The organism is Photobacterium malacitanum (genome assembly GCF_900185615.1).
Classification (GTDB): Bacteria; Pseudomonadota; Gammaproteobacteria; order Enterobacterales; family Vibrionaceae; genus Photobacterium; species Photobacterium malacitanum.
This window is the reverse complement of the sequence record NZ_FYAK01000001.1, coordinates 500,041-527,037: the sequence shown is the minus strand read 5'-3', so window position 1 is coordinate 527,037 and position 26,997 is coordinate 500,041. Positions and strand designations below refer to the sequence as shown.

22 protein-coding genes are annotated in these 26,997 nt (G+C 38.0%); 5 read left to right on the top strand and 17 right to left on the bottom strand.

Annotated features, from left to right (window positions below; all coding sequences use genetic code 11):
- Nucleotides 1-10: 10 nt before the first annotated feature.
- Together PMAL9190_RS02310 and PMAL9190_RS02305 are read right to left on the bottom strand one after the other, a co-directional pair.
- Nucleotides 11-1,945, bottom strand: a complete 1,935-nt coding sequence (locus tag PMAL9190_RS02310; protein ID WP_087843744.1) for an FUSC family protein — start codon at nucleotides 1,943-1,945, stop codon at nucleotides 11-13.
- 187 nt (nucleotides 1,946-2,132) lie between these two features.
- Nucleotides 2,133-2,498: a hypothetical protein gene (locus PMAL9190_RS02305; protein ID WP_087843743.1), complete on the bottom strand. Its 366-nt coding sequence runs from the start codon at nucleotides 2,496-2,498 to the stop codon at nucleotides 2,133-2,135.
- A gap of 292 nt (nucleotides 2,499-2,790) precedes the next feature.
- On the opposite strand from PMAL9190_RS02305, the gene PMAL9190_RS02300 reads away from it, so the two are divergent.
- Nucleotides 2,791-3,072 (top strand): hypothetical protein, encoded by a 282-nt coding sequence (locus PMAL9190_RS02300; RefSeq protein ID WP_065166110.1) that lies wholly within the window; start codon nucleotides 2,791-2,793, stop codon nucleotides 3,070-3,072.
- A 270-nt stretch (nucleotides 3,073-3,342) separates the two neighbouring features.
- On the opposite strand, the gene PMAL9190_RS02295 is transcribed toward PMAL9190_RS02300, so the two are convergent.
- Entirely contained in the window at nucleotides 3,343-4,845 is a 1,503-nt protein-coding gene (locus PMAL9190_RS02295) for an alanine/glycine:cation symporter family protein (RefSeq protein ID WP_087843742.1), read from the bottom strand.
- A 562-nt stretch (nucleotides 4,846-5,407) separates the two neighbouring features.
- Nucleotides 5,408-6,424, bottom strand: coding sequence for a ribonuclease T2 (locus PMAL9190_RS02290; RefSeq protein ID WP_087843741.1), 1,017 nt, complete (start codon nucleotides 6,422-6,424; stop codon nucleotides 5,408-5,410).
- A gap of 458 nt (nucleotides 6,425-6,882) precedes the next feature.
- Here PMAL9190_RS02290 and PMAL9190_RS02285 point away from each other — a divergent pair, with 458 nt between their 5' ends.
- From PMAL9190_RS02285 to PMAL9190_RS02275, 3 genes are all read left to right on the top strand, one after another.
- The gene (locus tag PMAL9190_RS02285; RefSeq protein WP_087843740.1) at nucleotides 6,883-7,197 is read left to right on the top strand and encodes a hypothetical protein; all 315 of its coding nucleotides are present in this window, start codon (nucleotides 6,883-6,885) and stop codon (nucleotides 7,195-7,197) included.
- 384 nt (nucleotides 7,198-7,581) lie between these two features.
- Complete coding sequence (locus tag PMAL9190_RS02280; RefSeq protein WP_087843739.1) at nucleotides 7,582-8,457, top strand: ABC transporter ATP-binding protein; 876 nt, start codon at nucleotides 7,582-7,584, stop codon at nucleotides 8,455-8,457.
- Nucleotides 8,454-9,284 (top strand): ABC transporter, encoded by an 831-nt coding sequence (locus PMAL9190_RS02275; protein WP_087843738.1) that lies wholly within the window; start codon nucleotides 8,454-8,456, stop codon nucleotides 9,282-9,284. Before PMAL9190_RS02280 ends, PMAL9190_RS02275 begins: the two co-directional genes overlap by 4 nt.
- A gap of 142 nt (nucleotides 9,285-9,426) precedes the next feature.
- Here PMAL9190_RS02275 and PMAL9190_RS02270 read toward each other — a convergent pair whose 3' ends face one another.
- The 4 genes from PMAL9190_RS02270 to PMAL9190_RS02255 all read right to left on the bottom strand — a co-directional run bounded on the left by PMAL9190_RS02270 (nucleotide 9,427) and on the right by PMAL9190_RS02255 (nucleotide 15,494).
- Nucleotides 9,427-9,630, bottom strand: a complete 204-nt coding sequence (locus PMAL9190_RS02270; protein WP_087843737.1) for a hypothetical protein — start codon at nucleotides 9,628-9,630, stop codon at nucleotides 9,427-9,429.
- Between the two features lie 332 nt (nucleotides 9,631-9,962).
- Nucleotides 9,963-12,830 (bottom strand): Hsp70 family protein, encoded by a 2,868-nt coding sequence (locus PMAL9190_RS02265; RefSeq protein ID WP_087843736.1) that lies wholly within the window; start codon nucleotides 12,828-12,830, stop codon nucleotides 9,963-9,965.
- Between the two features lie 160 nt (nucleotides 12,831-12,990).
- Nucleotides 12,991-14,826 (bottom strand): Hsp70 family protein, encoded by a 1,836-nt coding sequence (locus tag PMAL9190_RS02260; RefSeq protein ID WP_087843735.1) that lies wholly within the window; start codon nucleotides 14,824-14,826, stop codon nucleotides 12,991-12,993.
- The gene (locus PMAL9190_RS02255) at nucleotides 14,826-15,494 is read right to left on the bottom strand and encodes a DUF2760 domain-containing protein (protein ID WP_200813370.1); all 669 of its coding nucleotides are present in this window, start codon (nucleotides 15,492-15,494) and stop codon (nucleotides 14,826-14,828) included. Before PMAL9190_RS02255 ends, PMAL9190_RS02260 begins: the two co-directional genes overlap by 1 nt.
- Nucleotides 15,495-15,960: 466 nt before the next feature.
- Between PMAL9190_RS02255 and PMAL9190_RS02250 the strand changes: the two genes are divergently transcribed.
- Nucleotides 15,961-16,314, top strand: coding sequence for a YajD family HNH nuclease (locus PMAL9190_RS02250; RefSeq protein WP_087843733.1), 354 nt, complete (start codon nucleotides 15,961-15,963; stop codon nucleotides 16,312-16,314).
- A 115-nt stretch (nucleotides 16,315-16,429) separates the two neighbouring features.
- Here PMAL9190_RS02250 and PMAL9190_RS02245 read toward each other — a convergent pair whose 3' ends face one another.
- The 9 genes from PMAL9190_RS02245 to PMAL9190_RS02205 all read right to left on the bottom strand — a co-directional run bounded on the left by PMAL9190_RS02245 (nucleotide 16,430) and on the right by PMAL9190_RS02205 (nucleotide 26,996).
- Nucleotides 16,430-17,512 (bottom strand): site-2 protease family protein, encoded by a 1,083-nt coding sequence (locus PMAL9190_RS02245; RefSeq protein ID WP_087843732.1) that lies wholly within the window; start codon nucleotides 17,510-17,512, stop codon nucleotides 16,430-16,432.
- Between the two features lie 97 nt (nucleotides 17,513-17,609).
- On the bottom strand, nucleotides 17,610-18,218 hold the full coding sequence (locus PMAL9190_RS02240) for a sugar transferase (RefSeq protein WP_235004264.1): 609 nt from the start codon (nucleotides 18,216-18,218) through the stop codon (nucleotides 17,610-17,612).
- A gap of 64 nt (nucleotides 18,219-18,282) precedes the next feature.
- Nucleotides 18,283-19,467 (bottom strand): glycosyltransferase family 2 protein, encoded by a 1,185-nt coding sequence (locus PMAL9190_RS02235; protein ID WP_087843730.1) that lies wholly within the window; start codon nucleotides 19,465-19,467, stop codon nucleotides 18,283-18,285.
- Entirely contained in the window at nucleotides 19,464-20,552 is a 1,089-nt protein-coding gene (locus tag PMAL9190_RS02230) for a glycosyltransferase (RefSeq protein ID WP_087843729.1), read from the bottom strand. The genes PMAL9190_RS02235 and PMAL9190_RS02230 overlap by 4 nt, the downstream gene beginning before the upstream one ends.
- A gap of 159 nt (nucleotides 20,553-20,711) precedes the next feature.
- The gene (locus PMAL9190_RS02225) at nucleotides 20,712-22,154 is read right to left on the bottom strand and encodes a GumC family protein (protein WP_087843728.1); all 1,443 of its coding nucleotides are present in this window, start codon (nucleotides 22,152-22,154) and stop codon (nucleotides 20,712-20,714) included.
- On the bottom strand, nucleotides 22,151-23,302 hold the full coding sequence (locus tag PMAL9190_RS02220; protein ID WP_087843727.1) for a glycosyltransferase family protein: 1,152 nt from the start codon (nucleotides 23,300-23,302) through the stop codon (nucleotides 22,151-22,153). Before PMAL9190_RS02220 ends, PMAL9190_RS02225 begins: the two co-directional genes overlap by 4 nt.
- The gene (locus tag PMAL9190_RS02215; RefSeq protein ID WP_087843726.1) at nucleotides 23,299-24,045 is read right to left on the bottom strand and encodes an acyltransferase; all 747 of its coding nucleotides are present in this window, start codon (nucleotides 24,043-24,045) and stop codon (nucleotides 23,299-23,301) included. Before PMAL9190_RS02215 ends, PMAL9190_RS02220 begins: the two co-directional genes overlap by 4 nt.
- 121 nt (nucleotides 24,046-24,166) lie before the next feature.
- Entirely contained in the window at nucleotides 24,167-25,552 is a 1,386-nt protein-coding gene (locus PMAL9190_RS02210; protein WP_087843725.1) for an O-antigen ligase family protein, read from the bottom strand.
- A complete protein-coding gene (locus PMAL9190_RS02205; protein ID WP_087843724.1) occupies nucleotides 25,542-26,996 on the bottom strand; it encodes a lipopolysaccharide biosynthesis protein in 1,455 nt (484 codons plus the stop codon). Before PMAL9190_RS02205 ends, PMAL9190_RS02210 begins: the two co-directional genes overlap by 11 nt.
- Between the last annotated feature and the right edge of the window lies 1 nt (nucleotide 26,997).

Sequence of the window (26,997 nt, the reverse complement as noted above, 5' to 3'; positions counted from 1 at the left end):
ACCCACAAACCTACACTACAAAAGCGCGCTGATATAGCATCCACGCAGTAAGTTGCTGAATATCCTTTTCAATTAACGCACATAACATATCTTCTGGAATGGGCGTTGTTTCATTATCAAAGGGGGGCAGCTCACCATGCTTACAACGATCTGGAAATGTTTGTTCTATCCATTGTAATTGACCGATCCAACGTGCCGTTGCATGTGATTCATTTGATTGAATACCCAATTTAGTTGCTAACAATAAGCCATCATTTAAACGTTGAATTAACACTAATAGGCTTAACCAATCCTTTGAGGTACGAGGGCTTAAATTTGGCTCTCTCAGTAAATTCATCACTTCGCCATGTAAGGCATAATAACGTTGCTGACTTTGGTATAAATTAATTTTTTGTTCCCATTGTGGCTTATTTAATACCGCAACATATAATATTTGTGATTTTATCATGCTAGAAGTATGGCGATCTAACCATGTCATTGTCCAACTCGGCGCAATAAAGTAATTGACCGAAAATGCAATAGTTACCCCAAAAAGTGTATCGATAATACGATAAAAAGACACATACGTGTTATCAGGTGAGAGTAAGCTAATTGCGAACACAATCATCGATGTTAACCAAAAAACATGAATATCGTAACGCTCTTTATGGTATGAGGTAAACGCAAAAAAAACTGAAATACTGGTTAATAAAATAAGGTGCTGTGGCGGTATAAAATACAAACAAATAAAGCAGTAAATTCCACCTAACGCCGTGCCAGAAAAACGATTCCAGATTCGATGGTTCGTCACCGCCATTGATGAGGTCAGCAAGACAATAAAGGCAGTTAATGAGATCCAATATCCTTGAGGAAGGTGATAGAACTCAGTTAAAAATTGAGTAACGGCTAACGTAACTGCAATTTTACCCGCATGACGCCATTCTTTTGAATTAAATTTAAGTGCCTGACAAAAATCACTAATAAATGCCGCACTGTCACTGGTAAATAGATAAATATTTTTACTGTTATCGGGCGTTGAAAAGGTATCAAAGTTATAGCAACGTTTGAATTTTTCTATTATATCAACAATATAGGGTGTGTTTTTGTATTCGTTAGTCGTAAAGGTTGCCGTGATTTGTTGATTGTTTTTTAGTTGTTCAACAGTGAGTTCTATCCATTTGAAGAGCCGAATGCGTGTTGATTGGTGTAAGTCAAAACTGAGTGCACGTTCTAAACAAATAATATATTCAGACATTTCTAATAAACGTTGCAGTTCGATTTTTATTTTAATAGCGCGTTTAGACGAAGAAATGGAGTTACTGTAATAAGCTAAATTATGCGCGCTTTGATAAAAGAATTGTCGTTTGGCTGCCAGTTGGGCTTCATTATCAGAAAAACGTAATTCATTTAACCAATCAGTAAGCGCATTATCCACTGTTACCGTATGCTGTTGCAAAATACGGCCGTTAAAAAAGGGCCATAAAATAAGCGATGACAACATAACACATAGCCCAGCAAAGATATTAGCCATTAAAATAATGGAAAAACTATCACCGACAGCGGCAAAATGAATTGCCATAATATAGATAAAACCAAAGTTATAACCAAATAAGCGAATATGGGGCCGTTGATTAGACATCAAGCCATAGAGAATGGCGATTGAGCACAATGTAATCGCGCTAAGCCACATATTATCAAACACTAAAAATGCTAAATATGTTGCCATAACGGTGATTAATGCTGAGATAGACAGTATTTGTAATCGTTTTAAATAAGGCAGATTACGTGCTTGAGTTCCAAGCAACCATGCGGTGATTAACCCTGAAATACCGGCACTAGTAAAGCCTAAGTTATAAAAAACGCCTAAGCTAACTAACATAGGAAGGGTTATACGAATAGAATCAGGAATGTCTGCTGCATTGGAAAACCAGCGGCTAAACATTGTCGTTAAGGTTGTTATTTTCATTATGGCGGCTTGTTAATAGTAAAACACGCAGATACGACAAAGTATAGCTGGAAAATAAAAGCCATAATCAGCCGTAGAATGGTAATAAATAGCGCATTGTGAGTAATAAGTTATTGCTGGTGTTACAGAATAATAGTGCTGATATTGATAAGCAGTGCATCAGACGAAGCACTGCTTGTTTATTTTATTATGCTGATTGTAGCAATAATTGACCAAGGTAATTCATGGCAAAAGCAGCATCTTGCGCTGCTGTATTTACTTGAGTAATGAGTAGCTGGGCGCGCTTATCATCATCTTTTAAACTGATTTTAATTTTATTAACCAGTTGTTCTGCCATTTCTGTTTTTTGTTTACAGTCATTAAATAATGCTGAAATAACTGAGATATCAATCTCGCCACCTTTTGCGAATAAATCGGCAGCAATATTATAGACAGTATAAAATTGATTGGCTGCGTCTTTCTTACCTTCTTTAACGTCTTTAGCCCACTCCGTAGACCATGTTTTAAAAATAACGGCAATTTGAGGGTTAGGTTGCACTTTTATTGGTTGCATTATGTAGTCCTAGAAGTGGTGATACTTAGCATAGTAATGCAGCTGATTACGTGTTTAAAGGGCAATTTTTAGAAAGTAGCAGTATCGAGTGAATTTAATAATTATTGAATGTTTTTAGCGCATAAAGTGGTTATTTACCACACAATGTTGGACTCGGTATCACATAATCAAGTTATATATATCATTTTACATCAAAATCTTTGCGAAATATCTTGCATGCGACACTGTAACGTTTTACGTTAAATATAGCTCTCGGCAGTAGTGATAGCCAGCAGGAGCTAAGGAGAAACTCATGATTAACGTGAACTTCGAATTGGCCAAGCAAGCATATGCAAAAGTGCTGATGTACCCTCATGGTGGTGAAATAGAACAACATGAATATATGGCACTGCGTGTTTTCCGTTGGGATCTAGCACGTGCAGGCAAGCCAATAGATACTGCTTTTGATTTAAGACTACAAGCAAGTGGTTATCGTAAAATAGCCTCTCAGCCCGCAAAAGCCCATCGTCCTCTTCCTGCGTGTGTTTTAGCGCAAATGAGTGACGGCTGGAAAAGCCAACATGGTTACCTATAATGTTTGAATATCCCCAAGGCTAAAGAATCTCTTTCTTTAGCCTTTTTATATTCTATTCGCTTCTCGATACCTTGGTTTAAAACTCAAAATTCAAGACTTAATCATAGATAGTATGTTTATATTTTGCCGTAAGCCGTAAGCCGTAAGCCGTAAGCCGTAAGCCGTAAGCCGTAAGAGGGATGACTCAATGGAGTGGGGACACTGTAAAAAGAACGAAAAAAAACCAGCCCATTACTGACTGGTTTTAGATATTAATAGGTTTTGATTCGCTTACTTATTAAATGTATTGCCGTTTGCTTCGCGTGCCTCAGCAATAGTATCTGGGTGCCATGCACCTTCGATATCTTTTAGCTCTTTAAATTTAGAGCGATCAAATTCTGGTGTTTTACCTGCTTTAAGTTGTTCTTCATAATCTTTAATGACTTTAATTGCCAATCCAGAAAGGAAAATAAGAGCAACAATGTTAACCAATGCCATTAGACCCATAGAAACATCAGCTAAACTCCAAACAACAGGCAGTGATGCAACAGCACCAAACATTACCATACCGAGAACACAAAGACGGAATAAGAACAAACCGCGCTTGGTATTACCGTTGAGGAACATGATATTTGTTTCTGCATAAGTGTAGTTGGCAATGATTGACGAGAAACAAAATAGTAAAATTGCTGACGTAATGAAATAGGTTGTCCAATTACCGAGTTGATTGCTCAGTGCTTGTTGTAATAAACCAATACCTGTCGATGCATCTGGTGTGTTCATGACACCAGAAAGCATAATCATTGCCGCAGATGCTGTACAAATAACAATGGTATCAACGAAAACACCTAGCATTTGGACAAAACCTTGTGATGCAGGGTGGTTAGGATTAGGCGTCGCGCTTGCTGCAACGTTAGCCGCTGAGCCCATACCAGCTTCATTTGAGAATAAACCACGTGCAATACCACTTTGCATCGCTTGTGAAGCCGTGAAAGCGACACCACCAGCAACGGCTTCATGCCAACCAAATGCACTCTTAACAATAAGGGCCAGAACAGCAGGTAACTCAGTAATGTTGATTGCAACAATCACTAATGCGATTGCTAAATAGCCAACCGCCATGATAGGTACAATTTTTGTAGATGCATTAGCGATACGGCGTAAACCGCCCATAATAAAGAAAGCTGTTAAGATAACAATCACAATACCTTGCGTGGTTTCATTCCAGCCAAAAGAGTGGTGCAGTGCGTCGGTGATGGTATTTGCTTGAACAGCATTGAAAACAAAGCCAAAAGCAATAATAAGACAAATTGAAAAAAGAGTACCCATCCAGCGCTTGCCAAGACCTTGCTCCATGTAATAAGCAGGGCCACCACGATATTGACCATCAACATCTTTTACTTTGTAAACTTGAGCAAGAGTGGATTCAATAAAAGCGGTTGCCATACCGAAGATAGCAATTAGCCACATCCAAAAGATAGCGCCTGGGCCACCAATGGTTAATGCAACAGCGACACCAGCCATATTACCGGTACCAACACGTGCTGCCATCGATGTACAAAATACTTGATAAGAACTAATGCCGTTTTCTATTTCACGGCCACTTTTTAGGACATCAATTGAATGACGGAATTGACGGATCTGGATAAAACCAAGACGAACACTAAAGTAAATTCCTACACCAACCAATAAATAAACGAGAAGTTGGCCCCATAAAACGCCGTTTACTGAACCAATGATCGCCATTAAGGTGTCATTGATTGATCCCAGTATATTTCCATTCGTAGAAGTCATATTTTTTCCTGTTAATAAAACTATGCAACCTCGAAAGACTACTTAGTGAAGAGGAACATTCATCCGTTGTGAGTGCTCTGTTATCGGTTGTTATAATAGGTTTTTTATTGATAATAATTCGCAACAAACACTCGTAATAGTTGTTACAAACATTAAACATGTAACCGATTTCATTGCCATGAAGGCGATGCAAGGTAGCACAAAAAAACAAAAATCCAAGGAGACTTATATCACAAAAAATGAATTATTACTATGTAACGCGTTACATTATTAATATGTGATGGTTATTTTGTTGTTTTTAATCAATAGGTTGGATAATTATGTGAATAAGTTCACTGAAAAGCTATTGAACGGCGTGCATTATCGTATGTTGAGATTCGGCGGTTTAAAAAAAGACATTGATGGAATTTATTAATACCACGATTATTGCTTTGAAGCGGTGATTGATAGTGATAATCGTTGATATGTGGCTATCTAAAAGAAAAAAAGTAAATGTAGTAAACAAGAAAGCAAACGGTCGCTCGCTTTCTTGCTTATAGTCGATAATTAAATATGAGAATGCTTACTTGCCAGCGGCCTCTATATATATTTTTTTATGGCAATTGCCATAGAACGGGCGTCCTTTAGGACCAGATTCAAGTAACTGTTGAACACTATTGTTAACATTAAATGATTTACCAATATTCAATCGAACTTCATTTAAATAACGACCTTGGCTACAAGCTAAACTAATTCGGTCTACCGCATCAGCACCAAAATGTGAAATGAGGTTCTTTTTAAAGCTCGCTGTTGACACATTATTCCCAATATTGGCTTTTATAAATTGGCCTATTGCTGAGGCATCGACTTTTTCGACTAATTTAGTAGCAGTGAGAAAATAGGCATCATCGTCGAGATTTTGACAAGTACCATGTTTTTTCCATTCATATTCACCAAATTTTGTTTGGTAGTAAAAATTCGGCATCCATGGTGCTATTTCTTTAATGGTTGCAGTAGATAAATCGAGCCGCGCATAACGATCACAATAGCCATATTTGGTGCCACAACTGCTTTTGTTGGGCCATAAACCATGCAGAGTCAAATGCGTAATGTTTAATTTACCATCATTAATTGCGGTACATTCTGGTTTATTGCCTTTATATTTAAAGTGTTCACAAAATCCAGGTTGCCATGTTAAAGCTAATACATATGAATCAAAGTCATTACGTGTATCACACTGTTTTGATGCTGAGTTTGATGCTGAGTTTGATGCTGAAGAAGATGGCTTAAAGGTAACCTCATCATTAAATTGTGTCTTACCACACGATTTACTTACCCAGCGCATAGCAGGGGATGCGGTAGGGATCAGTATTTGGACCCAATCAAACTCTTTTTTATTAATAGCCTTTATTGCATATTGCTTATTACTAACAAGCTGAGTGTTATCAGGATTCGTTTGTTTACGAAAAGATTGATAGGCATCGCAACTTCCTGTTGCTGTAAAGCTACCAGAGGCTCGAATCGATGCAGTTGCAGTAAGACTTGAAAGCGAAAGGATACTACCGACAATGACGGTAATGAAATGAGAGTTAGTACGCACAATATGCCTATTATGAAATGATAATTGAGTGTTTACTATAGTTGATTGTGATGCTTTTATTAAGGAATATCATTTTTAGCACCGAATAATAAAATGTGATATTGAGCCAGAAATCGAGTCAAAAAAGAACATACGGCAATCGAAAATGAATAAATTGACGATTTTTTTAAATTAGTGTTCACAATAAAGCCAACTCAGAGTAATATTCACAGAAGTAGCGTCCCCAGCTACACGAAAATGAAAAGATCAATTATAATAAAGAGTCTTTAGTGTAAATAGAACACTTAAAGAGTGTCGGTCAACAGACACCTATCTCATTTATTCATCTGAGGTTATTAATTTCATTTAGCTAAATATAGAACAATGTTAAATTTCCTGATTAATATTGATCATTTTATCAATGCATGCTTTGCCATTACCGTGCGAAAGCAAATTTGTATTATTATCCGAGGTTATTAATGGACAGTTTCGCTGCTGCAGAAAAAGCGCTCAGTGCGATGTTAAAAAGTGTAGAAGCAACCGGTGAAGTAAAAGAAGCCCGTGTTGACTACCGTCAAATTCTAATTGATTTTGCTGATGAAGTTCCTGGTCGCCAAAAAGCCGTAATTAAGCGTATTCCTCTACAAAAAATCAATAACCTAATTGCTGTATTGCATGAATTCAAACAAGAATCACGTCAATCACGTATGATTGAGATTTTAGCAATGATGGAAAAAGATGGCGTTTCACCGCATGATCTAGTTATTGACGAGTTATCAACCGAAGCTGAATAACTTTATAAATCAATAGTTAAACACTATTTTGTTGGCAACTGTTGCAATATAAAAATGCGAATATCGCAGATGTTTAAATACTATATTTATTGTGCAACTTCAATTGCAGCCTTCTTATTTTAATATAGTAAGTCGCATTTTTTATATTAACTATTTATTTAGTATACAGAGTTAATAATATTTGCTCTGTATACTCTCCTCTTGCTATATAACTTCAATATATTCAGTATGGTGTGTTTTATTTCCCAGATCATACTCTCTTCTATATCACATAATTAAACGTTGTTTTATTTTGGGTGGGTTTGTAAGTCTTTAATTTATAAAGCGACTTATTTATGTTATTAATAACGCTTATCTGAATTTATTAACTACTAAGGATGTTATGTGAATAATATAAGCTGTGACGACCCTTTTATTAAAGCTCAACACATCACAAAGTCTTATGGTGGCAAAAAAGCGCTAGAGAATATTAGTTTTAACCTAGCGAGCGGACAAATCCTTGGTTTACTTGGTCATAATGGTGCAGGTAAATCGACATTAATAAAAACATTATTGGGAATGCATAGCTGTAGCGGCGAGCTAAGTATTTTTAATTTATCGCCTGAAAAGCACCGAGACCAAATAGTTCAGAACCTTGCCTATATATCTGATGTCGCTATGCTGCCAGATTGGATGACTGTGAAACAATTAATTTCTTATGCCGCAGGCGTCCATCACCACTTTGAACGCCCTAAAATGCTGCAATACTTAGATCAAACTAAAATTAATCTTAATAGTAAAATAAGAGCTTTATCAAAGGGTATGAAAGTACAATTGCATCTAGCGTTAGTCATGGCAACCAATGTCAATGTACTTATCTTAGATGAGCCAACGCTTGGGTTAGATCTTATGTATCGTTCGACTTTTTATCGCACATTAATGACATGGTTTAAAGAAGGTGAGCGAGCATTAATAATTGCGAGTCATGAGGTCAATGAGATTGCACATTTACTAACAGATGTTTTGATACTTAAAAATGGTCAAGCGGTTTTACAAGCACCACTCTCATCATTAGCGACTGAGTTTACGATCTTATCGGTTAATGAAGCCAATATAGAGGCTGCGAAACAATTGCATCCTTTGACCGTCAATTGTCAATTAGGACAATATCGACTGCTGTTTGAGGGAGCTGATGTCTCTCAATTAACCTTGCTAGGTGATATTAGTCAGCCAAGCCTTGCTGATATATTTTTAGCTAAACAGCAGGAGACAGTAGCATGAAACAAAGTTATACGTTAATAAAAACGGAATTATTAGAACATAAAATAATTGTGCGGCTGCCTGTGTTTCTAGCATTATTTTCGATGCTTATTGTCGTTATGATACTTACCAATATTAATAATTTTTCGTTTAATATCCAGACTAACGGTTTTGACGGTTGGCAACCACCAATAACTTCATCATCGTTTGCTGGGATGGTCGGTTCAGCGTCTTTTTTTGTTGCAGGTATCGTGTCGCTACTGAGCTTCTTCACTTACTCTGCAAGGGCGCTTGCCAAAGAGCGTAAAGAGGGCAGCTTGGCTTTTTGGCACTCAATGCCGGTGAGTGACAGTAAAGCAATTGCGATCAAGCTATTGGTAGCATTAGTTGTTATTCCATTATTTTCATCGTTATTGTTATTATTTATTGATGTCACTGTGTGGATTGTCGCGATGTGGGTTATGCCTGCAGATATGTTGGCTGAAAATGCACTATCGTTAGTCGCGATAGGGTTACATTGGGGGCAGTTTATTGCGACGATGGCGGCTATGAGCTTAGCTTTGTTGCCAGTTGCATGTATTATCTTTTGTACTTCTCAGCTAACTGACCATCCATTATTGGTGCTATTTGTCGCAATAACATTGGTTAAATTAATCAGTTCGATGTTATTTAACTCAATGGCTATCGGTGCTTGGCTAAATAAAGTCAGTAATTTGGCGTTTAATATTCTAACCAGTGAACACCCGTGGCAAACATTAGCAAATGTAGGAACAATAACATTATTAGGCTTATTGATTCTATCGATAGCAATATTTAAAACTAGTGTCCATTTGCGTTGTGGTGATTGACGGTAACTGCATAATATACAGTTATAAAAAAGAGAATGTAACGATACATTCTCTTTTATTTTGCCTCTAATTAAACCATGGTTATTTTATTTCATATATACATGCTGTATATCGGTTTAATTATAAATAATATATTTAATGATTAAGCTGCAGAAACAGACTCAATGTATTGTACTTCGTTTTTATATTTACGAACATTACGAGACAAAGTACCCTTTGGCAGCTCATAACGCTTCTCTGCTTCATAGCTTGATAGACCATCAAACACTACAGCAGCTACAGCCACACGCTGGTTTTCTGATTTGAAGATACGTTGTGCGATTAACTCATATTGTGTATTAGTCATAGTCTTGCCTATTTGGTTTTTGAGAGTGGGATAATGGTGATCCAATTCGTCCACTCTATGCTTGAAAAACGGTCGACCTGTTAGATATATAACAAGTAAACAAATGCTGTTAGCAAGACAATAGCAATGTGAACCTTAACAGAAGATTAATAGAATTATATTTGTGGTTTAAATTAGAATTTAAAATGAAAAATTAAGAATTACATCGCTTTTTTTAAACAATTAAGCCAGTAATTCGGTTTTATTTTTAAATGAGGAATATTAGATTGAAAATATGAAATTAAATAAAGAGAGGCAATAACCTCTCTTTAATCGTTTTAGCTTTAATTTAATTAACCAATAAGACGTAATCCATTGGGTAATGCATCACCGAATACACGTTTGGTTTCATCTTCTGTCAATATTTTGACCTCAGAAACCATTTCAATCCAGCTTTCTGGTGCTTTACTTTGTTTTAATTTATTAATGACTTGTTGGCGTAATTCATCGTTAATATCTAAGGTGCGGTCGCCAGTCATGCGCGTCATCATTACTGCAGCAAAACCAATATATGGCTCCTTACGCCAATCATAGCTCATCAGTTCAGGTAAGCAGTAAGAGACGTGCTCTGCAGATAATAAGTTATGGTTACTGCCATAAAATGGCGTACGAGTGGCAATACGACCGATTGCCCACCAATGCGCTTGAGCATATTGGGCTTTTTGTAAACGTCCAAACAGCCACTCAATGAGTTGAAGTTTCTTATCAAATGGTAAATGCTCTAAAGAGGCCGCTAAGCGAACCATATCTTCATAGCTACGCTCTTGGAGTTCTTTGTTTAGTTTAGCGTTACGGCTTGCTCCAGGAGTAATATATTTAGCAATATCTTTATAGATAAGCAGTTGCTGCTCTTGGGTTAAGCCTCCGGCAACACGACGCCAGAACGTCCACCAATCGCACCATGTTTGGGTATTGGTATCAAACTGAATACCGTGTTGATATAACTGCCAAATTTGCTCCATACGGAATTCATCAGCAGGGTAGCCAAAACCAGGGCGCATGGTAAAACCTGCTAGTTTTAACCAATTGCGCTCATGAAGATCTGAACGACGACGGCGCTTTTTACTTTCAAGTAGCGCATTGGCAAGTTCACGTAAACACGGCGTTTCCCAATTATCGCGTTTGCCTAATATCTTATCGAGATCATTACGCAGTGTTTTGACTGCTTTATTGTTATCAGTGTTTTTACTGCCGCCAAAGACTTTTTTAACTGCGTCAATAGCTTCAGGCATTCGAGCTGGAAGCTCACTTTCAGCAAGGGTACTATCACCATTATTGCGGCTTAATCGGGCTAAATCTTTACGTATAGCAAATTCAACTTTCCAACGTTTATTATTATCAGTAAGACTGACCGCTTCAATTTGTAGTGTGCCAACTTCTGTTAACTGGCAGGCTAAGGTGACTTCTTCACGATCTTTTTGGTTAGCTGCTAACTCACTACGATCGCGTTCACTGTCTAATGTTGCAATAAACGGTGGTAGATTGATATAACCATCACCCATAATTTCAATCAGTTCACCGACATCATGATGCTTATCATTAGTAGAAGAAACTAAGTTAAATCGCACTGGTTCACCCAGTGTTAGCGCAAATTTACGGTGTGTTAATGTAACTTCAATGCCTTCTTCTATCCCTTTAGGTAATAAGCAAATACCTTGCTTAGTACCTTTATTTTCACCAATAGTTAAGAAGAATGAACGGGCAGATCCGCCGCCAATTTTAAGCTGTGCACCATGACGGGCTTTAGCATAAGCAACAGCACCAAATGCAACGGCCAAATCAGGATGTAGATTTTTAAGTTCGGTTACGGGAGCACCACGCCAGCGAGAAATAATATCTAACGTGCGCGCTGAAAGTAGTGGGCTATTAAATACACCACCATTAAGCAACACGGCAACAGGGATCGCTGGTTGATCGTCATTAATAATGATTGAGTTTGAATGATGGAGGTTAAAATCATTAAACGCTTCACGACAAACATTATCATGCAGATCAATAAATTGTGCGACATGCTTACTGATAGCAGGATCTGCTGCATAGGGAAGCCCAAACTCAACCATAGCCGCTTGACGTTGATTAGGTTGGTCTGTGAATTCAGTAATAGGGAAAAAGCCATCAAGGGCGATGCGATGCACTTCTTCACGGTTTAACTCAATACTTTTAGCACCACCAATCAAACGCGAGCCACTGCCGAGCATGGTGACTTTAGCGTTATCTGGTGCATTACCTGATAATAATTTTTCTTTTACCTTACGGGTTTGCTGAATCAGCTTTGATAATGCAGCAGGGCTAAGCTTTTTTGATTCGCCATGTAAACGTTGTTCGGCAACGTGCGCTAATGCTAAATCGAGGTTATCACCACCTAGCATTAAGTGATCACCAACTCCAATACGATCAAGGGTTAGTTTTCCTTGATCACTACCAACTTTAATTAAACTTAAATCGGTTGTACCACCACCCACATCGCACACCATTAATAATGGAATGTCTTTTAATAACTCATCTGCTTGTTGACGGTTTTGTGCATACCAGTCGTAACAAACAGCTTGCGGCTCTTCAAGTAATAAGACTTTTTTTAATCCCGCCAGTTCAGCTGCTTCTAATGTTAACGCACGTGCTGATTCATCAAAAGAAGCTGGCACAGTGATCACCACTTCTTGTTGGGCTAGTTTGTCATTTTTGTGGTGATAGTCCCATGCTTGACGCACATGGTTAAGATAACTAGCACTAGCAATAACAGGTGAAACTTTTTTTACATCTGATGTTGATGCTGTGGATGACCAAGGCAAAATAGCTTCATTACGATCAACATGTTGATGCGACAGCCAACTTTTCGCACTGACAACTTGACGACCTTCTACTTTTGCACCCAGTTCTCGTGCAAATTCACCAATAATAACACTCGCAATTTCACCTTTTACAGGTTCAGTATTCCAAGGTAGTACCAATTGGGTTGCGTCCATTTCACCTTCAGCTGGGTGATAACGGAATGAGGGCAGTAGTGGTTTACGTGCCACTTCACCCGGTGCAATTAATTGATCAATTTCAAAAATATGCATCGGACTGGTTTCTAATGTATCTGTAATCTCACTGTAAGCGACAACAGTGTGGGTAGTACCAAGATCAATACCAACAAGGTAACGTGGGGAAGATGAAGGCATGCTGACTCCATAAAATAATTGCAATGAGAAAATAGCCTGATGGGAAACGATTGATGTGTCAGTTTTTACGGGTGAAAATTAGAAGAATATAGCCCGCTGACATGTTTCATTGGCTAGATAAATAAACGGCGCACTATAAAGTGCGCCGCTGTATAAGCTATTACGCTTCGCGAACGTCAAATTCGACTTGCCATTTTTGACCATTATCGGTCGCGATGGCTTCAAGGCATAACATACCCAGTTCAGTAACATGCGAGGCAAGTTTAACCGGAACAACTTCACCAGCACTACGTCCTTCAGAGACTGGTAGTGTCATTTGAATTGCTGGTAATTCTTCCATTTCTTCTGGTTGCCACCAATCAAGATGCGTACCCGCTATGTCGTCACGACGTACGGTTGAACCAAAGAATTTAAACTGCACTGGTTGACCAATGATTAAACCAAATTCTTGACTTGGTACATCAGCTTGGCTGCCTTCTTCCATACCAAAAGGCGCAACACACAGTGCTTCTAGTGGTGGTTCCATACCTGGAATAGCCGGCATTGCACTTTCAATACCTACGTAGTAGCTGCTTGCGATACCACCACGAATACGTACACCTTTACCACGGCGTACAGAACCATAGTATGAAGCGCCACTTGCGACAGCAAGATCAAGATCAAGGCCTGAAAGTAACTTCGCTTCAGCAGAGCCAGCAGTCGTTAACCAGCTATTGATCGTTGATAATAGACGCTCTGATAATAATGATGATTTAAGTACACCACCATTAAACAGAATAGCAGTAGGGCGAATAAAGCCTTCATGCTGTTGTTCATATTGTGCAAATAGTTCTTCTACAGCTTGGCTTTGACGGCTTAAGAAACCTGCAACATGGCGTGATACCGCAGCATCTTGTGCGTAAGGTAGACCCATTTGGGTTAATGCCCCACGTGCTGTTTGTACTGGTAATTCTTCAATGGTTGTTTGTGGAAAGAAACCTTCAACCAATGTTTGCTGTACTTCTTCTTGGGTCAACTCTGTTTGTAGCGTACCGCCAAGAAGCTTAGAGCCACGGCTTGGAACCACAATCGGCATCGATTGTAAGTCAGCATCGTTAAGCAGTGCTTCTTTTGCATCACGACAAGCATGCGTAATGGCTAATACTTGCCATGGCTGTAATTGCTTACCATCTTGCGCTAGTTTCATCTTTAAGCGATAAGCTAGAGCAAGATCCATGTTATCACCACCCAGAAGGATGTGATCGCCAACAGCAACACGGTTAAGCGTTAAGTTGCCGTCTTCTTCAGTAACCGCAACTAATGATAAATCCGTCGTACCACCACCGATATCAACCACTAAAATGATATCGCCAACAGCAACTTGGTCACGCCAGCTGTCGTCATTATTCTTGATCCAGCTATAAACAGCAGCTTGCGGTTCTTCAAGCAAAGTCAGGTGTTTAAAGCCAACATTACGCGCAGCTTCTGCTGTTAATTCACGTGCAGCAGGATCAAAAGATGCTGGTACAGTAATGGTGACATCTTGATCACTAATAGGCGTTTCTGGATGTTGGAAATTCCATGCATCAGCCATGTGTTCAAGGTATTTTTGTGTCGCTTCAAGGGGTGATACTTTTACCACTTCTTCTGGACTATTAAGTGGCAAAAATGCATCACGACGGTTAACACCACCATGACATAGCCAACTTTTTGCACTTGAAATAAGACGGATTGGGGTCTTACTACCAAGATTTCGTGCCATCGCACCAACAATAGCATTAGGCTTTGCATTCCAAGGAAGTGCTGTATCGCCTTCAGCTAACTCTGATTCGTGAGCTTGGTACATGAACGAAGGTAATTGACTCTTGTCTTCCACATTACCAGGTGTAGTTAATTGTGGAATTGTCATTACCGTGACATCAGCGTTTTCATTCTCAAGATCGACATAAGAAAGCACACAATGTGTTGTGCCTAAGTCAATACCTACGCTGTAACGATGTTGTTGTGTATCTTGCATTATAATTCTACCTCAGCGGCTGCGATGATATGTACATCATGGCCTTCTGCCAATTTAGGCAATTTAACATTTGTCACTTTCCAACCGCGATGGATCAGAGTGCCATTAAATGGCGCTTCGCCGACTACGTTACCTGTTAGGCGTACTTCAGACGCATTAAACCCTTGGGGTAGGGTAATACGTGATTCTTCATCTTCAGCACGTACGGGTGCAAAGCTAAAGTATTCATTAAGTACTTTTTGACCGCCTTCATGAATAACACGAGCCGCAGCGCCAATATCAGCATCTGCAAAGCCTTTAAGATCTTCTTGCATGAAATCAATAAAGCGCGCGTCTTGTTGTAAAAGTGACAGTAGTTGGAGTGCTGAATCTGGCGTTGATGTTTTGAGTTTAGGTTCAACTTCTACTTCAACGATTTTCTCAACAATTTTTTCTACTTCGACAATTTTCTCAACAGGTTTTTCGATAATCTTTTCAACAACGATTTCGACTGGTTTTTCAACCTCGACAATCTTCTCTACTTCGATTTCTTTTTCGACAATTTTTTCGACTGTTACTGGTTTGCCTTTCTTCGCGAAATACATGACCAATAAAATCAAAACTAAAGCGCCTAAACATGCGTGACCCATGTCGATAGTAGTTGGCACAGCCGACAAATCAACGTGTATCTTAGAAAAATCAAAAGCCATATTTATTTACTCTTTACGGTGAAAAGGGCGATTCATTTAACATCTTGTTAGAATCAGCTTTAAATAATTGCTGGAATAGTAGCATAGACCAATTAACAAAGGGCTAATTAAACGGTGTTTTATAACCGATATTCGTTAATAAAGGCTGATTTTGCTTAAATTCCATGCAAGTGATTATGCGAAATTGTACTCAGTTTAGTCGTTTCGATTATGTTCAAAAATAATTTAGTCAATAAATGGGGATGATAAAATATATTTCAAGCTAACTGTTTGTATTAAAACAGGCTTAAATAATAAATGACGGCTATCAATGATTTTTAATAATCTTTAACTGAAAACTGTTATTTTAAGGTGGTTGAATCGAATTTATGGCGGTAATATGCGCCATAACTAATGACATCAGCCTCGTGTTTGTTGTTTGGTATTTATATTAATAGGTCAAAATATGTCGTCTGATTATACTGGCAGCAGTGCCGCTTATGCTCGTCAAGAAGCGGGCTATCGTGAAAAAGCATTAAAAATTTATCCGTGGGTGTGTGGCCGTTGTTCGCGCGAGTTTGTTTATTCAAACTTACGTGAGTTAACTGTTCACCACGTTGATCACGACCATACTAATAACCCTCAAGATGGTAGCAACTGGGAGTTATTGTGCTTATTTTGTCATGATCATGAACACGAGAAATACACGGATGCTGAAAATGGTCAAGGAAGTGTGATTCGTGCGGGTGAGGATGATCATCAAGCGGCGACATTTAACCCTTTTGCTGATCTTAAAGCGATGATGGCGAATAAAAAATAATACCGTTATGGTTAACCCCAGACTGTATTAGCAATAAAAAGCCAGCATGGCAGGTGAACATAGTCTATATCCTTCACTGAGTGCTGGCTTTTTTACATCTTAATTTGATGGTTAGTTAAGTGCCCAGTATTTGTAGCGGTAGACTAAGTAAACTATCACCAAGGCTTGCAAAATACGCAATAATTCCAACAAAAGCAGCAACGAGGCTGACATACCATACCGTAGAGAAAATCTGACCATAGCGATCTAAAGGTAATAGATGACTTTGGTGGCGCTGTCGCCATTCAAAGATAATTTCTACACTGCCCATAATCAGTAGAAAACCAAATAATGTTAGCCCTAAGCGATAGCTTAAAATGACGCCAGCAACCGCAGCTAATGCACAAGCAATAATACCAATTTTACTGTTCATTGAAAAACTAATGCTTTTTAGAATATGACCCCCATCGAGAGGTAAAATAGGCAATAAATTAAATAGGTTAAGTAGCGCATTAAACACAGCTAAACCCGCAAAAAACATTTCACCAGTGATCCAGTAGGCAATCATGCTAGCTAGCGACATAATCAACCCAAATGCTGGTCCCATGATTGAAATCACCACATCTTGCCAACGCGTGTTAATTTTTTCATCACTTAATGCTAAGCCACCCAAAAAAGGAATTAAGTAGATGCCTTTGGTTTTCATGCCAAAATATTTCATAGCGCGAATATGGCCATATTCATGAAACACTAAACAGGCCAGTAGTGCTAATGCAAATTGAATAGAAAATAGCCATGAATATGCGGCTAAACTTGCTGATGCTAATACAACTTTAATTAATTTAGCGCTTTTAAGGGCTTTCATCCCTAAAGAAACCAGCCCAATTAAACTGAATCTCTTTTCTGCTTTGATTGGCTGTTGTGGTTGTTGGCGTTCAATATCTTTATTGTTTCTCTCACCTTGCGCTATGACTTGCTGGTCGGCACTGGCTTGATATTGAATTAAAAATGGCTGCCAAGTTAAGCTGCCATTAAGTTGGCACTGAATGGTTCGCTCATTATTTGACAGTTCAAATTGATGTATAAATTGATCAGTATCGGTTGGTGCTGCTGCAATTTGAGAAACAAGTGTATTGTCCCAAAATAATTGTTGCCATCCAGCCATTGAGCCTTCAAGTCGCAGCGGCTTACCTAAAAAATCGATAGCCAATAGTTCCAATGCATTATCCACAGAGTAAGGAAAGATAGCGTGATTATACGGAAAAAAGTCTATTGAACGAGGTTATGTTACGGGTTGTTACATATTCTTATTATCGTTATTGTCCTTGACTCGAGAACACGACTTTTATTGTGACAAGGAGAATATAAAGATCGGTTTTGATCCAACTTGAGAATGAGTTGAGTGATAATGCATAGCTATGATCAAAACCGACTTTGGAGCGTACATCATCAATACAGGTGTCATAGCCTTGATTTATTTGGGCTAGACCAGTGATTCCGGGTAAAACACCGTAAGTTCGCTCGCTAAAATAAGGAATTTCACACTCTAATTGCTGATAAAAAGAAGGCCGTTCTGGACGTGGGCCAACTAACGACATATCACCACGTAAAACATTAAACAGTTGCGGTAATTCATCAAGACGGGTGCGGCGTAAGAAACGTCCGACTGCGGTGACACGTTGATCTTCTTTACTCGCAAGAATAGCTCCGGTGTGACTCTCCGCGTCTTGTTGCATGCTTCTGAATTTTATCATTTCAAAAATGTGAATTTTATCCGCTGTTGCTTTACCTACCCGCAACTGACGATAAAAAACATCACCTTTGGAGTTCAGCTTAATGGCTGCGGCGATTAAAGGAAAAAAAGGCAATACAATAACTAACATCACCAATGTTAAGCAAAGATCAAACACTCGCTTAGCGATCATTATTGATCGATCAATGTGGATGGGTTTTGTTTTGCAAGAGGAACCGAAAATTGTCATTTTGATATTATTTATGCACACGATTTAATGGCCCTGTTAATTTTCGGAAAATATAATTTATTCCGCCTATAAAATTCGCTGTATGCCCAGCAACAAGATAGGCCAATACATGGAAAATTTTATGTGAAAATATACGGGGAAGAATAATGCCAAGTATGCTCATAATATAGCCTAATGTTTGGCAAATGAAAGCGACAAGAAACAACGGCGAGCTGATTAAAAGCCATGATCCAATGTATGCCATTAGCATAAAATAAGGCATGGTAATCCGCAGTCCTTTACCTGACATAAATGTAAAAGCAGTACCTTTATATTTAGGATTAAATAAACCAAATAAACGTACAAGTTGTTGAAAATTTCCGGCTGAAATACGTAAACGTCGAGAAAAATCATCTCGGAGGTCGACATAATCAAGCTCTACTGCGCAAATGGTTGGATCATAAATAGCATGGTGACCTTGCTCGACAATGCTCATCGGTAAAATGAAATCATCGTTAATCGTATCTTTATCTAAAGGTACAAACAGCGCACTTCTAAAGAGATAAAATGCACCGTGAGCACCTAAACTATCACCAAGAGTCGCTTCTTGTTGTTTAATTTTAGTCTGATAATCCCAATATTGTCTTTCACCTACAGAGCTTGGTGTCAACAAGCGATAAGTTGCGTTCACTACTCCTATCTCGCTGTTTTCAAAGTGTTTAGCTGCGATTAATAAAGCATCATAGGAAATTAATGCAGAAACATCACTCAGTGCAATTATATCGCTATCGTATTGCGGTATAAATTGATTGAGAACAGCGACTTTGCCTTTATTTTTTAGCAGGGAAAAAATTTCAATATGGGTATCGGAACATAAGGCTTCTTGAATGGTATTGTTGGCAATTTCAACCGTATTATCGCTACAGCCGTCGCAAATAATAATGACCTTTAGCTTGTCGGTTGGGTAATCAAGATAGGAGATATTTCGTATTTTTTCAGCAATCCACTGGGCTTCGTTATAGGCTGGAATAATGATGGTCACAGTGGGTAATGTACAATCTTGACTGCTTTTTGAAAATTTTCTTGGCGTCGGCGCTAACGGTTTTTGTGGATGACGTTTAGCAAACCAACTTAATAATATCGGATACAGCGCATGGTGATAAATGACAGCAATGATACTAACTGATGTCATTATATAGAGAAAGGTGGTCATATATTTTCTCCTGAGAAATAAAGTTGTTCATAAGCTTTGGTCATTGTTTGAGCATGGTTATGTTTAAGAATGAAGTTTCGGGCATCATGACGAACACCATGATATTGAATCGATTGAATAGCGTTAGATAGCGTGACAGCAGTATTATCATTAACCAATAGGCTATCAGCACTGAGTGTTTCACTGACTCCGCCAACATTATTGGCGACGCAGGGTATACCACAGGCTTGAGCTTCAAGAGTCGAAAGCGGAAAACCTTCGTTATTAGAGGGTAAGCAAAACAGATCAAGTGCTTGATAAAACGTTGGCATATCATCAACATGACCGAGAAAATGGACACGATGCTCAAGTTTATACTGGTGTACTAATTGTTGTAATTCAGAGAGCGTAGATCCAGAGCCTGCAAGTAATAAATGAAAATGAGAGGGTAATAATTGTAAAGCTTCGATTAAATGGCGTTGTCCTTTAACCGTTTCTAAGCGAGCTGCATTGCCAATAACAATACTACTTGTAGGCAGTTGTAGCGATAGTTTGTCGCGAGCGTGAAGTTTATTGCCGACGGTGAATCGAGACGGATTGATACCATTTTTTATAGTATAAATAGGGTAGCTTTTAAATATTTTATGTATTTTTTGACAAACAAAATCGGCATCAGCGACGACTGTTGGGTTAGATAACTGCAACGCAAAGTAATGTATAAAGCGGTGCTTATAACTATTTAAGTGCCAAGCATCGTGTTCAGTATGAATATGCTTTATTCGGTGGTGATGATGTTGAAGTGCGCAACTAGTATAGAGTAAAGGGCCAATGTGGTGTGAGTGAACAATATCTACTTGATAGTCACTAAAAACCGCGCGCAGCTTTTTAATGGTTGATAATGATATGCCTTGTGGTTTGTTCAAGCCAATAATTTGGTGTTTAAAAGGAAGTAATTGACGCCAACTCGCGACAATATGTTGTGAAGTACCTTCCATGCTGCAGATAAAAACGCGATAGTGAGGATCACTAAACGACAACATATTTAAGACCATTGTTTCCAATCCACCTGGAGATAAATGTTGTACAACATGAATAATGGTTTTCATTCCACACTCCTTATGATTAATTTATAATATGCAGGAATTGTGCCATTTAAAAACTACATATATTCAATATGTTATTTTATATGGAATATAATTGTCAGAATGAGAATGAATATAATAGAGAACGATTAATAGCGAATTGAATGCAGAGCAAAGAAATTATTAGCTGTTGTTTGTAGTGTGTGGTTGCTTTGGTATTCGGCTTAATATGGGAATAGTACTCAACATCGCTATTTGATCTTTGCGGCGAATACTGGTGTCACAAATTTCAGCTAAAAAGGCTAATCCAGCGCCTAAACCAATCCCTCCAAGAAGGCCTGCAATGGCAAAAAAGTAAGATGGTAAGTTTGATGGGCTGGTCGGTGTATAAGGGCGATCGATAACCTTAATACGTTTTTCTTGTTCAAATACTCCTAGTGATCGCGTTAATTTTGCCATTTCGAAACGATTGATAAGATCGTTATATAATTCTCGTTTTGAGGTTAAGTCTCGTTGTAATTGTGCGAGTTGTTTCTCATTCTGGCTAAAACGGGCGACTTTAGTTTCTATTTCAGAAATGATAACTGTTAATACACGAGTCTCTTCTTCTAAGGCATCAACCTTTGCTGTCGCTTCTTGTAATTCTTCAAGTTGAGATAATAAAATAGGTGGTGATTTCGATATATCATTAACACTATTACTACTGGCAATATCCCATAATTGTTCTGTACTTAGGCCTGCTGGCTTTTGGGATAATAGCCGAGCGCGCTCTTTTTGTAAGCGTTTTAAATTACGTAATCGACCTTGAATCTGACTGTGCTTAGGTGTGTATTTGGCTTGCAATAAGGTAAGTTCTGCTCGAATAGTGATGATTTGCTCTTCTAATTTACCAATGACAGGATTGGTTTTTGATAATTGTAGATCTATCGAGCCTAAACGTTTTTTTGCGCCAGCAAGTTCAGCTTGACGTTCATATAATCGCTGTTTGAGCTTTGCTAAACGATCTAAACTGGATATCTGCATTTCTGGATGCGTCGTGTTTTCTTTATTTTTGAAATCGACTAATTCATTTTCCGCGATATCAAGTTCTTGACGTCTAAATTCAATATTCTCAGCCAAGAACTTACTCGAATCGGTCATTGAAGATCGTTCTGGTGCTAATAATTGCTCGATGAAATAGTAACTGACAGTCTCTAATGTCGTTTTCATATTTTCAGGGTTGTCTGAACGGTAATCTATACGGATAAGATCTTTACCTGCCATTCTAACAGTAAGGCTTTTAGATAATTTAACAATTGCGTTATCAATAGCTTGTGGTGACATAGAAGAATGAATAATACCTCTTTCTTTCGCGACTAGGCCCAAAATATGGCGACTGTGAAGTAAGGTTTGTAATGCACTCAGACGTTCTTTTAGCATTGTTGAAACGGCAAGATCTTCTAAAAAAGGGTTCATCTTTGCTGTTTCTTGAATCAGCATGCTGGTATGCGACTCATAAAGTTTAGGTGATAATTTAGCAATGAACAATCCAATAAAAGGCATGATAATAATAGGGATCACTATCATATAGCGTCGTCGCCATGCTGAGGTTAATATAATAAAAAAACGCTGGCTTAATGAAATCATAGTAGATCTAGCCATTGTTCAAGTTGCTGTGCTTTTATATCCCATGTTTGTTGTTTACTTAATGCAATCTGTTGTAAACGTTTGTTTTTTTCAATAGTGTCTGCTGTTTGAGTATTATACCAAGCGGTTTTTATTGATTGTAAGTTCATACTAAATTCAGTTGCGTTTTGAGCAAGATTAACAACTGATTTATAAGGAATAACGGCAGTAAACGGAGTGCTGATTATTGGCGTACCTGTTGCTAAATATTCTAATAGTTTTAGAGGATTACAAGATCTTATTTGGGCGTTATCAATAAAAGGTAACAGGCTTACTTGCCAATGCTGGCTATATTGCGGCAGCGTTTTATGGGGTTTTTCACCTAGCAAATAAAGATTATTATGATTAAAAAAAGGTGATTTATTGAACATCTTTTTTCCGATGAAAACAAAATTCCAATCGGGGTTATTAGCAATAATATTATTCAGTAAATCATAGTCGAGCCAGTGCGACAAACTGCCATAAAAGCCAGCTGTCGGACGATTATTATTGGGTAAATCATGTGCACGAGAAGCTGAATGGTTAAATAGCTGAAAATCGACACCGTGAGGCAAATAACGGGTTTTGTGCGGAGGAAACTTGTTATACAAGGCCATACTAGCAGCAAGCACAAGGTCAGCTTTCGCGACTAATTTTGTTTCATGCTGGCTCACAGTCGCATGGTCAACTCCGGTTAATGCATTAAAATCATCACCACAATAATATATAACGCCATATTCACCGAGCGCTCCACACAAATCAGCCACTGTTGGTAATGATGTCCATAAAATGGGTTGATGTAGCTGAGCTTGTTTTAAAATAGGGGCTAATTGGTAACAAATGAGTTTTTTAGCTATCCAGCGAGCAAGTTTAGTTTTAGGAGCCGGAATAGTCTTTAGAGTAATGGTTTGAAACGGTGCTGTTGATGTAGAAAATGTCGACACTGTTTTAGGTTGGATGAGTTTATTATATATGCGTTTTATATCATGCAAGCTAAACTGTGGCTTACGCAAGCCAATAGAATTTACCCAGATGATTTTTCGATTGGGCGTGAGGCGCTTAATCAAGTGTTGAGTGCTTGATGGTAATTGTCCCCAGTCTTCTGCAAAAACAATGAGATCATGTTTCATGATGTGTCCTCACTGTGTGTTGATGAAGAGTGAAAGGTGAGTGTTTTTATCGCTTTAGCGGGATTACCTGCAATTAAGGTATCAGGCGGAAAGCTTTGTGTAACCACGCTGCCTGTGGCAATAATGGACCTGCTCCCAATGGTGACATTGCCTAGAATACTGACTCGCGTGCATACCCAAACATCATCTTCTAGAATAATTGAGCCAATTTGTTGTGGTAGATCTGCTAATCCTTGTGCTCGTAAATGAGGATCAATGGGATGCCCAGGATAGCCGCAAAGGAAGCCTTGACTGGCAATGCGGACGTTATTACCAATAATGATCTTGTCGCCAACAGCAATGGTTGTCTGCCAGCCTATATCAACATTATCACCAATGGTGAGTGTCGGATTGGTAGAGTCAGTACGGCCTGAAAACGTTGTTTTACCAGATATTCGACAATCATTGCCAATGCTCATAACGAGTGGGCCACTAAAAAAAGGTAAGCCATTATCCAGTAGTGTTCGTTTACCATAATGATGTAAACGTCCTTTAAAGGCTGGAAGATAATAAAAGCAATGACTGAAATAACCCCATAATGAAGTCAAAGTTCGATGGAGAGAATAGAGTGTAGATTGACACCATTTAGGCAAAGGTAACTCAAAACATCGTATGATTGAGAACAAGCGGATCAAAGCCATAGCAGATGGATGCTGACTGTTTTTAAGCCATTTTTTACATTGAGCAAAAGAAAATAAATACATCATCGCTCTGCCTTTCTTTATATGCTGTCTTTATACTTACATAGACTGTGCCAAAATTTTTTTTAATATTATCAAGTTGTTATTTTAAAAGATTACATGCTTCTCAAATTGAGAATAATATTTAACTATTTATTTTGCATAATGCTTGTTTTGATATGTTGCTAATTGCAATAACCAATGCCGCTAGAATATAAATTGGCCAGGTAAAACCTTGGGTTAGAAAGGTGCCTGATACTATGGTGCCAATAAGGCCAGCATAGACACCTTGCGCGCTAGCGTAAATTATTGGGTTAACTTTATTTTTATGAGTTTTTAAATTATCTAAGGTACGTTTGATATTTTTAATCAGCACAACAATTAGGCTAATAAAAATAGCTAAGCCTATAAAACCTGTTTCTGCTAATACAGAAAACCAAGTGCTGTGAACGGCATGATTAATTCCATCCCAGTAAGTACTAAAAAAGAAGTAATTAGGATAAAAATTACTTAGGCCAACCCCTGATAAAGGATGTTCAAGTGCCATATAAAAAGCAGCTTGCCATGCGTATAAGCGCCCCATTGATGATGCATCAATTCCTGCTTCAGCACTACCACCAGAGGTTCTGTCTGCGATACCGGCAAGGGAAAAAAGCATAATACCAATAACGGCACTACAACTAACTAATAACAGTTTTGATTTAACACGTTGCATACCGTAGATGCCAAATACTGCGATGATCCCTAACAGCCCACCACGGCTTTGAGTCATAATTACTGCAATAAATAACAGAATCGTTGAGATAAGGCCTAATAAACGGTACAACCATGATAATTGTGGTGTCAGTAGTAGTGCAATTGAAAAAGAGATCGGAAACATAAGTACTAATGCTAAATCATTTGGATCACCAAGCATGGAACCAAGATCTCGACCGATTGTTGTACGTGTGCCTTCAACGAGCCCAATACCTTCAATTCTATTATAAATAGCAGTAATAGCGACAACCATTCCAGAGAAAATTATTGCTTGTAAGGTCAGCGTCAATTGTCGAGATCTTTGAATTAAAATCGCAATGGCAAATGTCATGATAATGATTTTCCAATAGGTATTTTTGAAGCTTTCAAAGGCGAGCGGGCGGTCTACAGCAAATACAATACCGATCATAATAATCATCAGAAATGTGGTAATTAATGTAAACTCACGGCACCAAAAAAGCTGAATATTACGTTGAATAAATATTTGCCATATAAATGCAGCCAACGAAATTATCGATAAATATTTAGGGATTTTGAAATCATACAAAAAAGGAAATACTTCATGTAGTCGAAAAAATGAAAATAGAATAAATAGTAATACAATAAAAAATGGATTATTTAAACTATAGTATGCAGCTATCGGAATGATGCCAATAACAATAATAAAAACAGGGTGAGGTAGGAAATACCATATTATTCCGATAATTAATGAAACCAATAATGTTATAAGCCAATATGATGGTAGTGCTTTAGGTGGAGTATGATTAGATAACATCATTATCTCCTGTTAGTTTTTTTGAGTTATTTAGACGAGAAAAGCTAATTAACTGACTCAAAAAAGCGTAGCTTAATAAAATTAAAAGCGATAAAACAGCACTTAATAAGTAAAATATCAGTGTTTGTTTCAGTTGGCTTAATCCAATAGCGAGGATTGTTATTGTAAATAAAACAGTGATTCTTTTTACTGCAAAAGGAAAGTGTAAACACCGTTGAGATAACCAGTAGGTGGTTAATGTTCTAATACTTTGTGCAATCATTAATGCACCAAGCACACCGTTAATTTTATATATTGGCGCTAATATAATAATGAGTACTACTCCAATGACCGTCGCAATACTATTAATTATCAATAATTTTTTTGTTTCTTGTTTTATTAATGCCCCCATATTAATCAACTCATTAAGCTCTCTAATCGCAAAGATGATCACTAAAATAACAACCAGATCTTTTGCTGAGTGGTAGTTATCGGGCATAAACATATCAATGAAATAAGGTGAAAAAAAGCATACGCAGATTGTTAGACCACAGAGTAAGACAATACTGATGTGAGTGATTTGAGTGGTTACCTTTATGCCATTATTGGATAAATATTGAAATCGTTTCGGCATCCACCACATGCCAAATGGTTGCATTAAGAGCACTAAAATTAAAGCAAATTTAAAAGCAACGGCGTACAGTGCAATCTCATTGAATGAAACATAATAGACTAATAACCAGCGCTCTAAGCCATTGAGACCAAATATAATCAAACCGCTGAACATCAATGGTAAACAATAAGACAAATATTTTTTGGTCACATAAAAACTAACGTGATAATTAACCTGGGCTTTTTTATTTGCCTGATATTGTAAGCAGATGATCACTAAAGTTTGTAAAATTGCGCTAATAAATCCCGCTAAAAGAACAGCTTGTATACCAAAACCATAATGCAGAACGATCATCGTTAGCAGCGCATGGAGTAGGGCTCTGCCGGTAGTGAGATAAAAAAAAAGTCGTGCCTTTTCCTGCATTCTTAATGCTGATAAAACAACCATGACGACGGCTTCAAAGGCAAGTGGTAGCAATAATAGTTTAAGTTCTAATGATGAGGTTTGTAATTGGTTAAGTTGACTTAATAGAGGGCATATTATCCAAATAATAGGTAAAGCTATTGCAGCAATTATGATGCTAATAATAAAGATATCTGCGGTAATTTGGTGTTGCTGAATTTTTTTAGCTGTACCAGAAAAACGGTATAATGCTTCATGTAAAGATAAGCCAAAAATAATGCTGATAATAACGGCAATGGTAGAAAGAGTCTCTAAACGGCCTAATTCAGATTGTGGTAAATGAGTCGCAATATAAGGCAGCATAATAAGTGACACCCCTTTCATAAGTACAATACTAGTACCATAAAGGACGATATTTTTGAGTGGCGTCGATAAAGGCCATATATGCATA